Raw genomic sequence first — 14,277 nt, 5'->3', positions numbered from 1 at the left:
CTTAGTTTAAGGGAGGAAGAGGTAATGACAATTCAACATAGTTTACTAGAATCCAAGATTCTATGGGAACCGAGCGAAACTTGGATCTCGGAGTCTAATTTGACGAAGTTCTCACAAGAGGTCGGATTTCCGCTCCTGCCCTATGAACGCCTTCATCGCTGGTCGATCGCTCAGCCTGAAAAATTTTGGTCAGCAGTATGGGACTTTACTGGTGTTATTGGGGAAAAAGGCGAAAGGATCATGGTCCCCCCAAACGATGGGGGGATGCTTGGTACACGCTGGTTCCCCGATGCCAAATTGAATTTTGCTGAAAATATTTTACGTGGGGATGAATGGCAAACTGCCGTTTTTGAAGCAAGGGAAAACGGCGTAACTCGCACCATTTCAATGGGAGAGCTCCGTAGTATGGTGGCACGTGCTCAAAAAGGATTGAGGAGTTTAGGAGTGAATGCTGGGGACCGTGTTGCTGGAGTCGTAACAAACGGAATCGAAGCATTAGTAGCGTTATTAGCAACTACATCATTAGGTGCTGTTTGGACATCTTGCTCCCCTGACTTTGGTTCAAAAGGAATTATTGACCGAATCGGCCAAGTACGTCCAAAGGTATTGATTGCAACACTGGATTACCAATATAATGGAAAACCTTTTGATATTCGGGAAAACATCTCAGTGGTAAGTAAAGTACTTGAGGATGTTTCCGCTATTGTGACCTTATCTAAACCTATGAATATATCAATAAATCATGAAACGAAATTGTTGAGCTGGGAGGAGCTATGTGAGAATGACTCCACTCATCTAGAGTATACTCGAGTGCCCTTCAATCATCCTCTTTATATCCTGTATACGTCGGGGACTACAGGACTGCCAAAGGCTATTGTTCATTCTGTCGGAGGTACATTAATTCAACACGTAAAGGAACACCAGCTACACTGTGATGTAAAAGCTGGAGATGTGATGTTCTGGTATACGAATACTGCATGGATGATGTATCCTTGGCTTGTTTCAGGATTAGCAAGCGGTGCTGCCATTCTTCTTTATGATGGCTCACCGATTCCTAAAGCGAATAAAGGGATTCTTTGGGAGATTGCTGAAGAAATTGGAATAACTCACTTTGGAACGAGCCCAAAGTATTTAGATACTTTGGCGAAGACTGGTTACCAGGTAGGTCAGAAACATAATCTGTTCAGTTTGAAGAGTGTCCTTTCTTGCGGCGCTCCATTGTCGGCAGAACAATATGACTGGGTATATGAGAACATCAAGTCGGACATAATGTTGGCTTCCATTTCTGGAGGTACCGAAATCATTGGTTGCTTTGTAATGGGGTCACCTGTGCATCCAGTAAGGAGGGGTGAAATTACTTGTAAAGCACTAGGAATGGCAGTAGATGTGCTTGATACTCGAGGAGTATCTGTTCTTCATGAAAAAGGAGAGCTAGTGTGTACAAAACCATTTCCGAGTATGCCAATTACTTTCTGGGGAGAGGACGGCGATAAGCGTTACTATTCCGCCTATTTTGCAGAACGACCAGGCATTTGGACTCACGGTGATTTTGCAGAACAAACAGTAGAACAAACGATGGTCATTTATGGGAGGGCAGATACGACCCTTAATCCTGGTGGTGTTCGTATTGGAACTGCTGAAATCTATCGTGTTGTTGAGCAAATTCCAGGGATACAGGACTCTATCGTTTTCAGTTTGCCAGTAGAAAATGATGAAGAGATTGTGCTTTGTGTTGTAACCCATGATGAAGAGCTTGACCATACATTAGTGGACAATATCCGTAAAGAAGTGAGGAAAAAAGCTTCTCCACGACATGTGCCTAAACGTATTTACAGTGTGAATGAAATTCCTTATACAATTAACGGCAAGAAGGTAGAAGGTGCGGCCCGTTCAAGTGCGATTGGTCAGCCAATAAAGAACAAGGGTTCACTTACAAATCCTGAATGCTTAGAAGAATATAGCAGCTTGCGTGAAAGGAGTTTCTTATAATGGTTAAACGCCAAGTTCCAAAAGGTGCAATTATAGGGATTGGAGAGCTTACACCAGTCCGTTATAGCGAGGGTGCAACAACTCTCGGACTAATTGCCGAGTCAGTAAGGTTAGCCATTCAAGATGCCGGAATTGAAAAAGACGAGATCGATGGTTTATTAATTGGACCCCAAGTAGGCGAAACACCGCAGCATGTGCCAGCTACTGTTGCGGAATACCTTGGTCTTCAACCGACAATGTCAAATGTGGTTGATCTTGGAGGTGCAACCGGTGCGGGAATGATATGGAGAGCTGTAGCTGCAATTGAAGCAGGAATGTGTGAAACAGTCGTATGTGTACTTGCAAATATCAATGAAAAAGGTAAAACCTTACGTTCACCAAACCGTAATCCGATTCGCGAATTTGATGTACCATTTGGTGCTTCTGGAGCGAACACCTCTTATGCGCTGTTAAAACGTCGGCACATGGCCGAGTACGGGTCAACCCAAGAAGACTTTGCACTCATTGCTTACTGGGCCCGAAAAAATGCACAGCTAAATCCAAAAGCCATTACATACGGAAAACCAGCCTCGGTCGAGGATGTGTTGAATTCTCCGCTAATTGTAGATCCCCTGCATTTATTTGAAATTGTTATGCCTGTAGCAGGTGGGGCAGCGGTCATCGTTACTTCCGTTAAAAATGCCTCTAAGGGTGATCATCCGCCGGTTTATTTACTAGGTGCGGGTGAGAAAATCACTCATAGGGCCGTAAGTCAAGCTCCTTCATTGGAAAACGCACCACTAAGTTATGCCATCCCAAGAGCATTGGAGCAAGCTGGTTTAACAGTGCAAGACATGGATTTACTATCCATATATGATTGCTATACGAGCGTAGTAGCACAAACTTTAGAAAACGCTGGTCTCTGTGCACCTGGAAGATTTGGTTCCTGGATGAAGGAGCATTCTTTCGGTCATGATGGTGATTGGCCACTTAACACGCACGGGGGACAATTAGGTTTTGGTCAGGCAGATCTTGCTGGAGGAATGTCACATATTATCGAAGCTGTTCATCAATTGCGCCATGAAGCACAATTGCGACAAATTCCGAATGCACGCCATGCTCTAATAACAGGGAATGGAGCTACATTGAGTGAGGCTGCTGCTCTAATCTTGGGGGTGGAGTCATGATAGAGAAATTTGAAAATTTAACAGTACCAGGTCCCACTGTCACACCTTTCACTAAGCCGTTCTGGGATGCAGTTGCCCGTCAAGAATTTATTCTGCAGAAATGCAAAGATTGTGGAGAATGGGTTTTTTATCCTCGTTCCCATTGTCCGCATTGCTTGAGTAATCAGTTAGAATGGACGCCTGCTTCAGGCAAAGGAAAGCTAAAGACATGGAGTATTGTACATAGACCGGGTCACCCAGCATGGGCAGCAGTTGCACCTTACGCTTTAGGAGTTGTTGAATTAGAAGAAGGCCCAACGATGCTAACTCATCTATTAGTTGATCCTAATCAAGAATTCAAAATTGGGCTTCCTTTGAAAGTCAAATATATAAAAATTAATGAGGAATGGTTGCCATTTTTCGAAAGCATAGAATGAAAAATGGCCTTAAGACATAGTACACCATCGTAAAAAGGGAGGGAAACCGATGTCTACAGCACCAGTAATTCAAGAGGATATAAATACAGAGAATAAAGGTTTTTCAAAAGAACATCGCAAGGTCGGATTAGCAAGCTTTATTGGTACAACAATTGAATGGTATGATTTCTATTTATACGGTACTGCTGCGGCTTTAGTATTTCCAGCATTGTTTTTTCCAACTTTCGATCCTCTTTATGGGACACTAGCGGCTTTTGGGTCATATGCTGCTGGGTTTATTGCCCGTCCATTAGGAAGTGCGGTATTTGGCCATTTTGGTGATAAAATAGGCCGCAAAAAAATGCTTACACTTTCACTATTATTAATGGGATTAGCGACATTCTTAATGGGTTTAATTCCATCGTACCAAACGATTGGTTTAATGGCCCCGTTATTAATTAGTCTTCTTCGCATTGTACAGGGATTTGCTGTTGGAGGTGAGTGGGGATCGGCGGTAGTAATGGCCGTTGAACATGCACCGAAAGGAAAACGGGGGTTATACGGTAGCTTTCCACAAATGGGAGTGCCTGCAGGTCTCCTTTTATCCACTTTCGTATTCTCAATGGTAAATAATAGTATGCCAAATGATGCTTTCCTTGCTTGGGGCTGGCGTATTCCATTTTTACTCAGTGCAATACTTGTAATCATTGGACTTTGGATTCGGTTAAGAGTGAGTGAATCACCTGTTTTTGAGGAGATGGCAGAAAAAAAGCAGCTAGAGGAAAAGCCTGTTCTCACCGTTCTACGTACCCAAAGAAAACCATTATTCTTAACAATTGGCATGAAATTAGTTCAAAACGCAACGTTCTATATCTATTCTGTATTTGTGCTAACGTACCTCGTAGGTACGGTTAATGTTGATCGATCCATTGGTCTAAATGCAGTTATGATTTCTTCAGTAGTTGGTTTTGTGACCATGCCACTATGGTCCTATTTATCAGATAAGATTGGCCGTAAACCTGTCTATTTAGGAGGAACAATAGCTACGACACTGTTCATTTTTCCATTTTTCTTGTTAATGGATACAGGATCCGTACTTTGGATCACAATAGGTATCGTGCTTGGATTGAATGTTATACATGATTCTGTCTACGGACCTCAGGCTGTGTATTACTCAGAGCTTTTTGGATCAAAGGTTCGTTTAAGCGGCGCTTCCATTGGGTACCAAGTCGGTGCTATCCTAGCAGGTGGATTTTCCCCTTTAATTGCGACTTGGTTACTTGCAAAATATGATGGTCAAAGCTTACCAATCATTTTATATTTAGTCGCACTAGGTGTCATAAGCATCATTGCAACGTTATTCGCACGAGAAACTTACCGTGATTCACTAACCCAGTAATTTAGTTTCAATTAATCTACTAAAAGGATGGGTGATTTCATTGAAAAAAACTGTTTTAATTGATGGAGTACGAACTCCTATTGGAAGGTTCAAGGGGTGCTTTCAAACAAAAACAGCAACAGAACTAGGAACAGCAGCAGTTTCGGAGCTTGTTCGTCGTATTCCCGAATCTGCCAAAGCTGATGGTGTTATACTAGGTCAAGTTATCCAGGCTGGGCAAGGTCAAAATCCAGCACGTCAAGTTGCGGTCAACGCTGGAATTGATATAAACACACCTGTTCTAACACTTAACAGTGTTTGTATTGCTAGTTTAGCAGCTGTATCTGATGCTGCCCGCCGTATCGAAAGAGGGGAAGGGGATTTATTCGTTGTCGGAGGATTTGAATCCATGACGAATGCCCCTCACGTATCAAACTTGAGACGGGAAGTAAAAATGGGTACAGTATCGTTTTACGATACGTTAAATGATGGGTTGTGGTGTGCACTTTCTGATACATCAATGGGTGGATTATCTGAAAAAACAAATCGTAAACTATCTATTAACCGAGCAGAACAAGATGAATATGCTCTAAGCTCACAATTAAGGGCAGCAAAGGCCCAAAGTGCTGGAGTATTTAGGGATGAAATTGCAGAAGTTAGTGTTTCGGGACAGCTTATAACCGATGATGAATGTATTCGTCCACAAACGACCATCGGAAAGTTAGAAAACCTTAAACCAGTATTTGAAGAGGGAGGAACGATTACTCCTGGAAATGCTAGTCCAATGTCTGATGGAGCAAGTGCAGGTCTACTCTCTAATTTAGATACATGTGATAAATTAGGCAAGTCGCCGCTTGCAACCATAGTCGACTGGGCGTATGTGGCCGGGCCAGATCCATCATTACATCTTCAGCCAGCAAATGCAATTCGATCCTTGTTAGATCGGACAAATTTACGACTGTCAGATATTGATTTGTTCGAAATTAACGAAGCTTTTGCAAGTGTTGTTCTCGCAAGCCAACGTGAGTTAGGGCTTCCTTCTGATGTTGTGAACGTAAACGGAGGGGCGATTGCCCTTGGTCATCCACTAGGTGCTAGCGGATTCCGTCTTGTGTTAACTCTTGCACATGAACTTAAGCGCCGCGGTGGGGGCAGAGGCATTGCATCGATGTGTGGCGGTGGAGGTCAAGGAGCAGCGGTTTTAATTGAAGTGGATTAAAAGCCAAGGGTTACATAAAAAAACTAATGGGATAGACGGAAACGAAAATAACCGAAGCAAAACATTTCTATAACCTCTTTAACTATACTTGTGATTTGAATAAGAAGGACTCCCCGTCAGTGTGGGAGTCTTTTTATATATACAAACTTATTTTTATGAAAGTTAGTTGTTTCGGTATACAAAGTCACCCTAGTATGATTATAATGGATGTGTAAGTATCATTAAAAATATTGGAGGATATTAAGGTGAAAAACGTGAAACCTAACGAACCAATCGTTACACATATTTTTACAGCAGATCCATCAGCACATGTTTTTGAAGGGAAACTTTATATTTACCCTTCCCATGACCTTGAACATGATGAACCGTCAAATGATAATGGGGACCAATATAAGATGGAAGATTATCATGTTTTATCCATGGAGGATATAGACGCACCAGTTGTAGACCATGGGGAAGTGCTACATGTAAAGGATGTTCCATGGGCAAGTAAGCAAATGTGGGCACCAGATGCAGCTTATAAGAACGGAAAATATTATTTTTACTTCCCAGCACGAGATAAGGATGGTATTTTCCGAATTGGGGTTGCCACTGGCACTAGTCCTGCAGGTCCTTTTACACCTGAGGAAAACTATATTCCAGGAAGCTTCAGTATCGACCCAGCTGTTTTAGTGGACGAGGATGATCGCGCGTATATGTATTTTGGCGGGCTATGGGGTGGACAACTTGAAAAATGGCAGACTGGAACATACAAAGAAGAGGTAACAGAAGGTCCAGCTCCTACAGAACCAGCTTTAGGCCCAATTGTCGCAGAATTAAGTGATGATATGCTGACTTTTAAAAGTGAACCTAAGGAAATTTCCATTATTGATGAAGATGGAAACCCAATTTTAGCGGGGGATGAAGACCGAAGATATTTTGAAGGTCCATGGGTACATAAATACAATGGTCTTTATTATCTCTCTTATTCAACAGGGACAACACATAAAATTGTATACGCTGTCAGCGAGAATCCACAGGGTCCATTCGTTTTCAAGGGTACAATTCTTACACCAGTTATTGGGTGGACAACACACCATTCAATTGTTCAATTTAATGAAAAATGGTATTTATTCTATCATGACTGCTCCTTATCAAACGGTATCAACCATAAACGTAGCGTGAAATTTACTGAACTAAAATACAATGAAGATGGAACAATCCAAACGATTGATCCGTACGAAAAATAATAAAGAAGAATTCGATAGGTGCGCCTATCGAATTTTTTTCATAAAATGACCCCCTGATCGTAAAAAAACAGGGGGGTGGGACGGTGGACCTGTCCCTTCTTCCTAACCTTTGATAAAGTTATCAACGACAAAGGCTGATACACCTAAGGAGGTTGAGTATTTTCCAAGTTTTGAGAAGTTGAGTTGCAGGTCGTTTTGGTGGAATGCGAGTGTATGAGTTTCAATCGTATTCCGGATTGGTGCTTCGAGCCATTTTTTTGCAAGGGCTAATCGATTTCCGATAATGACCTGATCTGGATTAAACGTATTGATAATGTTGTTCATGCCAAACCCTAAATAATTGCCGATATCTTCAAATAGACTTTTTGCCTTTTTGTCGTTGTTTTCCGCTAATTGTATAAGAGTTTCTAATGAATCGATGTTCTCGTCAGCCATTTCTAGAAGGGCTTGTTCTGATGCATATGCTTCCCAGCAGCCACGACTGCCACAGTTGCAACGCTTCCCATTCATATCAATAATCATATGACCCATTTCACCGGAAAATCCATTTATTCCTTTATATAGTTCTTTATTAACAATGATTCCGACACCAATTCCAATCCCAGCACTGATATAAAGGATATTTTCATTATCCTGACCTGCACCAAATTGCTGTTCTCCTACTGCTCCGGCATTTGCCTCGTTTTCAATAATAACAGGAACTTCATATAGTTTTTCAAGGTCTTCTTTAAATTGGATATTGCTCCAGCCAAGGTTCGGTGCAAGAAGAATGGTGCCCTCATTGTTCACAATTCCGGGTACACCGACTCCGATGCCAACAATCCCATATCTGCTTTTGGGCATTTCATCCATTAATGACTGAATCATATCTTGTACAATGCCCATAACCGTCGCATAGGTGGTACGGGTAAGGGGTTGATTTTTCTCAATTAGTATATTTCCTTTTAAATCGGTAAGGACAGACAAAACATAGTTGACACCGATATCGATTCCAATCGCAAAACCAGCATTTTTATTGAAATGAAGGATTACTGGACGACGGCCGCCACTTGAGACACCTGGTCCTGATTCGAAAATTAAATCTTCCTCTATTAATTCTGTTACAAATGTAGAAACTGTTGTTTTATTTAAGCCTGAAATTTGAGCAATGTCAGCCCGTGAAATCGGCTCTTTTTCGATAATCATTTGAAAGACGAGTGCTTTATTGTTTTTTTTCACAACTTGTTGATTCCATGTCTTCGTTCCCACGTTAAAAACTCCTTATATGGTAGTATGTTTATTTTATCATAAACTTAGTCTAATCGATATATGAATATGAAACTTGTTGCTAGTAAGGGGATTTAGGCTTAAAATGAATGGGTAAATATACGTTTATAAAAAAATGGAACAAACTTAGTTTATCGTATAGACAAACATAGTGAACGGTGTTATAATCTGGGTATGAAAAGCTTATCACTTTTTAAGCTTTAAAATATTTTGAAAGCATTTACACGATTTTATAGTAAACTACAAAAATATTAGGAGGAATAACCCCATGGCTTATTTCGAGACAGTAAACAAAATTAAATATGAAGGTGCTAAATCAACAAATCCTTTTGCTTTTAAATATTACAATCCAGAAGAAAAAATTAATGGTAAATCAATGGAAGAAATTCTTCGTTATTCTGTAGCTTATTGGCATACTTTCACAGCTAATGGTTCTGATCCATTTGGTGTAGGTACTGCAATCCGTCCTTGGGATCACCTGAAAGGATTAGACTTAGCGAAAGCTCGTGTGGAAGCATCATTTGAACTTTTTGAAAAATTAGATGTTCCATTCTTTGCTTTCCACGATGTTGATATTGCACCAGAAGGAAGCACATTAAAGGAAACAAATGAAAATCTTGATGTTATCGTTGCGATGATCAAAGATTACATGAAAACAAGCAAAGTAAAATTACTTTGGAATACAGCAAATATGTTCACAAATCCACGCTACACACATGGTGCTGCAACATCTCCTAATGCAGATGTATTTGCTTTTTCTGCAGCGAAAGTGAAAAAAGGCTTAGAGGTAGCGAAAGAACTTGGTGCAGAAAACTATGTATTCTGGGGTGGTCGAGAAGGCTACGAAACACTCCTAAATACTGATATGAAACTTGAAATGGACAACTTAGCACGTTTCTTCCACATGGCGGTTGACTATGCGAAAGAGATTGGTTTAAATGTTCCGTTCTTAATCGAACCAAAACCAAAAGAGCCAACAAAACACCAATATGATTTCGATGTTGCAACCGGTCTAGCATTCTTACAAAAATATGACCTTACTGACTACTTCAAGTTCAATATTGAAGCAAACCATGCAACACTAGCTGGTCATACATTTGAACATGAGCTAAGAACGGCACGTATAAATGGTATGCTTGGTTCAGTTGACGCAAACCAAGGAGATACATTACTTGGCTGGGATACGGATGAATTCCCAACAGACCTATACACAAATACATTAGCAATGTATGAAATCTTGAAAAATGGGGGACTTGGTAAAGGTGGTTTGAACTTTGATGCGAAGGTAAGAAGAGGTTCATTCGATACAGATGATCTTTTCCACGCACATATTGCAGGTATGGATGCATTTGCAGTTGGTTTAAAAGTAGCAAACAAGCTAATTGAAGACAAAGTACTTGATAGCTTTGTTGAAGAACGCTACAGCAGCTTTACAAAAGGTATCGGATTAGATATCGTGGAAGGAAAAACAAACTTCCGTGAGCTTGAAGCATATGCACTTGGATTAACTGAAATTAAAAATACATCAGGTAGAACAGAACGCTTAAAAGCATTGATTAACCAATATCTATTAGAAACTCTTAATGCTTAATTTATAGAAACCTAAAATGTGCTGGAAGTGTGATGCTCCAGCACATTTTCATAGAAAAGGATGATATAGATGAAATATGTTATAGGTGTGGACCTCGGAACAAGTGCGGTAAAGATTTTACTTGTAAATCAAAATGGTGAAGTTGCAAGTGAAGTATCGAAGTCATATCCTCTCATTATCGAAAAATCGGGTTATAGTGAACAAAATCCAGAAGAGTGGGTTGAAAAGACAACTGCTGGACTTAAGGAACTTATTGCCCAATTCGACGGTGATGTTAAAGATATTGAAGGAATCAGTTTTTCCGGCCAAATGCATGGACTTGTTTTACTCGACCAAGAAAACCATGTATTAAGAAACGCCATTTTATGGAATGATACAAGAACAACAAAGCAATGTGAGGAAATCTATGAAACTTTCGGCAGAGAAAGATTATTAGAGGTAACAAAAAATCCAGCTTTAGAAGGGCTTACGCTGCCGAAAATTCTGTGGGTGAAAGAAAATGAACCTGAGATTTTTGAACGTTCAAGCGTGTTCATGCTTCCTAAGGATTACTTACGCTATCGTATTACAGGTGCAGTGCATATGGAATATTCTGATGCGGCGGGTACTTTGATGCTGAACGTGGCAAAACGCGAGTGGAGTGGGGAAGTGTTGAAGAGCTTTGGTCTTTCAGCTGATTTCTGTCCTCCATTAGTAGAGTCACATGCATTTGTTGGCACGATTACACCTGAGTTTGCCGAGGCGACAGGCCTATCTGAGGCAACGAAAGTGTTTGCAGGAGGTGCAGATAACGCTTGTGGCGCAATTGGTTCAGGAATTTTATCGGAAGGGAAAACGCTTTGCAGTATTGGAACTTCTGGTGTAGTGTTGTCTTATGAAGAACGTAATGACCTTGATTTTGAAGGCAAGGTTCACTATTTTAACCACGGCGAGGAAAACACGTATTATACGATGGGTGTGACTCTTGCGGCAGGCTATAGCTTAAGTTGGTTCAAGGATACATTTGCAAAAGAAGAAGCTTTTGATCAATTTTTAGAAGGTGTCGATGGGGTGCCTGCAGGTAGCAATGGACTATTATTCACTCCTTACATTGTTGGGGAGCGGACTCCACATGCAGATTCAAATATTCGTGGCAGTTTCATCGGTATTGATGCAGCCCATGAACGTAAGCATTTCGCACGTGCAGTCCTTGAAGGCATCACATTTTCTTTAAACGAATCGATTGAGATATTTAGAAACAGTGGCAAAACGATTGATACAATCATCTCAATTGGCGGCGGTGCCAAAAATGAAACATGGTTACAAATGCAAGCCGACATATTTAACGCGAAAATTGAAAAATTAACATCTGAACAAGGTCCAGGAATGGGAGCAGCAATGCTTGCAGCATATGGTTGCGGCTGGTTTGAGTCATTAAAAGAATGCGCTGACAGGTTTTTGCAAACATCAAAAACATATGAACCGATTTCTGAAAACGTGGATGCATACCAGAAGTTATTTTCAATGTATCAACAGGTTTATCAACAAACAAAGCTCCTCAATGAGCAATTAAGAGAGTTTAGAAAGTAAATAATGAACCCCACAATAACGTGGGGTTTCTTTAAAGGAGAGATAACTGTGAACTATCGTAAACTAGGAAACACCGGGTTAGAGATTAGTGAAGTTAGCTTCGGAACGTGGGCGATTGGAGGTGCATGGGGAAAGACAAATGATGCTGAGGCGCTAAAGTCTTTGGAATATGCCATTGACCAAGGTGTTAACTTTTTTGATACAGCCGATGTATATGGTGATGGTCATAGTGAAGAACTGTTGGCCAAAGCAACAAAGGGCAAGGAAGACAGCATACATATCGCGACAAAGTTCTGTCGACAGGGAGATATTTTTGATCCGAAAAATTACAGTTATGAACAAGTAAGTCGTTACTGCGAGGACAGCCTTCGTAGATTAAATCGAGAGGCAATTGACTTGTACCAAATTCATTGCCCGGCAACTGAGATTTTAAGGGATGGTAGCGTGTTTGAAGTACTTGATCGCTTGCAAAGTGAAGGGAAAATTCGCCACTATGGTGTGAGTGTGGAAACTGTTGAGGAAGGGCTAATTTGCTTAGAAAATCCTAATGTGAAAAGCCTGCAGATTATTTTTAATATGTTCCGCCAAAAGCCACTGGAAGCATTACTTCCAGAAGCCTATAAAAAAGGTGTCGGTTTACTTGTTAGATTACCACTTGCAAGCGGTTTGCTGACTGGTAAATTTACAGCTAATCATGTTTTTGAAGAAGATGATCACCGTCGTTTTAACGAAAATGGAGAAGCATTCAATGTTGGGGAAACATTCGCCGGTCTTGGTTTTAAAAAGGGTGTGGAGCTTGCTGACCAATTAACGTGGATTGCAGAGGGACGCAACTCAATGGCAAGTGCTGCCTTACGTTGGATTTTAGATCACAATGAAATTACATCTATTATTCCTGGTTTCAAAAATGTCAAACAGGTTCGAGATAATTTAACTGCATTGGAAACAAAACCATTTTCAGCTGAAGAAAGAGAAAAGATCCAGCGCTTTTACCAAGAAAATGTCAAAGACTTTATAAGAGGTGCATATTAAGAGAACGAGTTTGATCTCGTTCTTTTTTTGGAGGGAGAAAAATGGAAATGATTCAGGGGCTCTCCATTTCAAAAAAGGTGGTCGCGTTTACTTTCGATGATGGCCCACATCCGCTTTATACACCGCAAGTCCTTGAGATATTTAAAGATGTTGGCGGGCGTGCAACCTTTTTTATGGTTGGCGAGGAGATGGAGAAATATCCTAAGCTGGTAAAAAGGGTTGCTAGTGAAGGCCATGAAATCGGAAATCATACTTACTCCCATCCATATTTGTCAAAGATAAGTGATGAGGAATGTTTGGGCGAGATTGATCGGAATGAGGTACTTGTGGAGGAATTGATTGGTCAAAAACCAGTCGTCTTTCGACCTCCTTATTTTGACTATAATGATCAAGTTTGTAGGATTCTTGATAAGAAAGGCTATTCCATGATTGGTGCTTTGAATTTTGAGGCACGTGATTGGGAGCAGCCAGGTGTCGAACATATTTTTAGAGCATCACTCGAAAGTGTGAAAGAGGGAAGTATTTTGATATTCCATGACGGATATGGAGATCGATCTCAAACAGTAAAAGCGGTCCGAATGTTAGTTCAGAAGCTGAATAATCAAGGCTATCAGTTTGTATCTGTAAGTGAACTTTTGAGGGTTTTTAACGAGTAATTATGATAAAATTATTTTAAGATAATTTATGTATGGAATGATGTTGGAGGGGATTTGATGAGCAAGACGGCAAATCGTGCCTATGCTGCTACACTATGGATTTCAAAATTTGCATATATAAATTTACTTTGGCTTGGATTCTCAATCGTCGGTCTCGTTGTCTTAGGATTCTTTCCTGCGACAGTGGCAATGTTTGCTGTCATTCGCAAATGGTTGATGGGCGTAACCGATATTCCGGTTTTTCGTACTTTTTGGAGTACCTATAAAGCTGAATTTTTGAGAAGTAACGGGCTTGGGTTGATCATTGTAGTAGTGGGTGGCCTTATTGTTCTCGATTTAGTGGTAGTGAAGAATTTCAGTGCGATTCAAATCCCTATTTATTTGTTTATGTTTTTAGTCGTGATGACGCTGTTATATGTAATTCCGGTGTTCGTCCATTATGAGCTTAAGATTGTTCATATTTTAAAAAATTCATTGTTGCTTATGCTGATTAATCCTCTTGAAAATCTTGTCATGATTGTGAGCCTTGTGACGGTGTTTTTTGTGGTGAGATACATTCCGGGCTTGGGGTTTTTCTTCGGTGGTAGCTTATCTGCCGCAATTATCATGGCCGCGTGCTTCCGTGCATTTAATAAGATGGAGAGGAAGAAAGAACGGTTAGGATAGGATGAGACCCAATTATGAGCGCGTACGGTTGAGTTCGGGTCCTCATTGAGGTTATGGAGTGATGAAAGAGTTGTGTTTTGGTAGGGAAAGTCCTTCATGAGGCTGATGAAGTCCCGAATGG

The 14,277-nt window shown here is 40.7% G+C and carries 12 protein-coding genes; 11 read left to right on the top strand and 1 reads right to left on the bottom strand.

What is annotated here, in order from left to right; translation table 11 throughout:
• Positions 1-24: 24 nt before the first annotated feature.
• The 6 genes from BTHG_RS15345 (at position 25) to BTHG_RS15320 (ending at position 7,376) form a co-directional block, all read left to right on the top strand.
• Positions 25-1,989, top strand: coding sequence for an acetoacetate--CoA ligase (locus tag BTHG_RS15345; protein ID WP_010677618.1), 1,965 nt, complete (start codon positions 25-27; stop codon positions 1,987-1,989).
• A complete protein-coding gene (locus BTHG_RS15340; protein WP_010677617.1) occupies positions 1,989-3,155 on the top strand; it encodes a thiolase family protein in 1,167 nt (388 codons plus the stop codon). Before BTHG_RS15345 ends, BTHG_RS15340 begins: the two co-directional genes overlap by 1 nt.
• Complete coding sequence (locus BTHG_RS15335) at positions 3,152-3,571, top strand: Zn-ribbon domain-containing OB-fold protein (RefSeq protein WP_010677616.1); 420 nt, start codon at positions 3,152-3,154, stop codon at positions 3,569-3,571. Before BTHG_RS15340 ends, BTHG_RS15335 begins: the two co-directional genes overlap by 4 nt.
• Before the next feature lie 49 nt (positions 3,572-3,620).
• Positions 3,621-4,949, top strand: a complete 1,329-nt coding sequence (locus BTHG_RS15330) for an MFS transporter (RefSeq protein WP_010677615.1) — start codon at positions 3,621-3,623, stop codon at positions 4,947-4,949.
• Between the two features lie 40 nt (positions 4,950-4,989).
• Positions 4,990-6,147, top strand: a complete 1,158-nt coding sequence (locus BTHG_RS15325) for an acetyl-CoA C-acyltransferase (RefSeq protein ID WP_010677614.1) — start codon at positions 4,990-4,992, stop codon at positions 6,145-6,147.
• A 239-nt stretch (positions 6,148-6,386) separates the two neighbouring features.
• The gene (locus tag BTHG_RS15320; protein WP_087947078.1) at positions 6,387-7,376 is read left to right on the top strand and encodes a glycoside hydrolase family 43 protein; all 990 of its coding nucleotides are present in this window, start codon (positions 6,387-6,389) and stop codon (positions 7,374-7,376) included.
• 102 nt (positions 7,377-7,478) lie between these two features.
• Here BTHG_RS15320 and BTHG_RS15315 read toward each other — a convergent pair whose 3' ends face one another.
• Positions 7,479-8,624 (bottom strand): ROK family transcriptional regulator, encoded by a 1,146-nt coding sequence (locus BTHG_RS15315; RefSeq protein WP_010677612.1) that lies wholly within the window; start codon positions 8,622-8,624, stop codon positions 7,479-7,481.
• A gap of 286 nt (positions 8,625-8,910) precedes the next feature.
• Between BTHG_RS15315 and xylA the strand changes: the two genes are divergently transcribed.
• From xylA to BTHG_RS15290, 5 genes are all read left to right on the top strand, one after another.
• Positions 8,911-10,233, top strand: a complete 1,323-nt coding sequence (gene xylA, locus BTHG_RS15310) for a xylose isomerase (RefSeq protein WP_010677611.1) — start codon at positions 8,911-8,913, stop codon at positions 10,231-10,233.
• A 69-nt stretch (positions 10,234-10,302) separates the two neighbouring features.
• On the top strand, positions 10,303-11,802 hold the full coding sequence (gene xylB, locus BTHG_RS15305; RefSeq protein WP_010677610.1) for a xylulokinase: 1,500 nt from the start codon (positions 10,303-10,305) through the stop codon (positions 11,800-11,802).
• A 48-nt stretch (positions 11,803-11,850) separates the two neighbouring features.
• Positions 11,851-12,834: an aldo/keto reductase gene (locus BTHG_RS15300; protein ID WP_010677609.1), complete on the top strand. Its 984-nt coding sequence runs from the start codon at positions 11,851-11,853 to the stop codon at positions 12,832-12,834.
• 41 nt (positions 12,835-12,875) lie between these two features.
• Positions 12,876-13,490: a polysaccharide deacetylase family protein gene (locus tag BTHG_RS15295; RefSeq protein ID WP_010677608.1), complete on the top strand. Its 615-nt coding sequence runs from the start codon at positions 12,876-12,878 to the stop codon at positions 13,488-13,490.
• 57 nt (positions 13,491-13,547) lie between these two features.
• Positions 13,548-14,156, top strand: coding sequence for a YesL family protein (locus BTHG_RS15290; RefSeq protein WP_010677607.1), 609 nt, complete (start codon positions 13,548-13,550; stop codon positions 14,154-14,156).
• Positions 14,157-14,277 lie beyond the last annotated feature (121 nt).

This window comes from Bacillus timonensis (genome assembly GCF_000285535.1).
Lineage (GTDB): Bacteria > Bacillota > Bacilli > Bacillales > Bacillaceae_L > Ferdinandcohnia > Ferdinandcohnia timonensis.
Note: the sequence above shows the minus strand (reverse complement) of the source record. Positions and strands in the feature narration are given on the sequence as shown.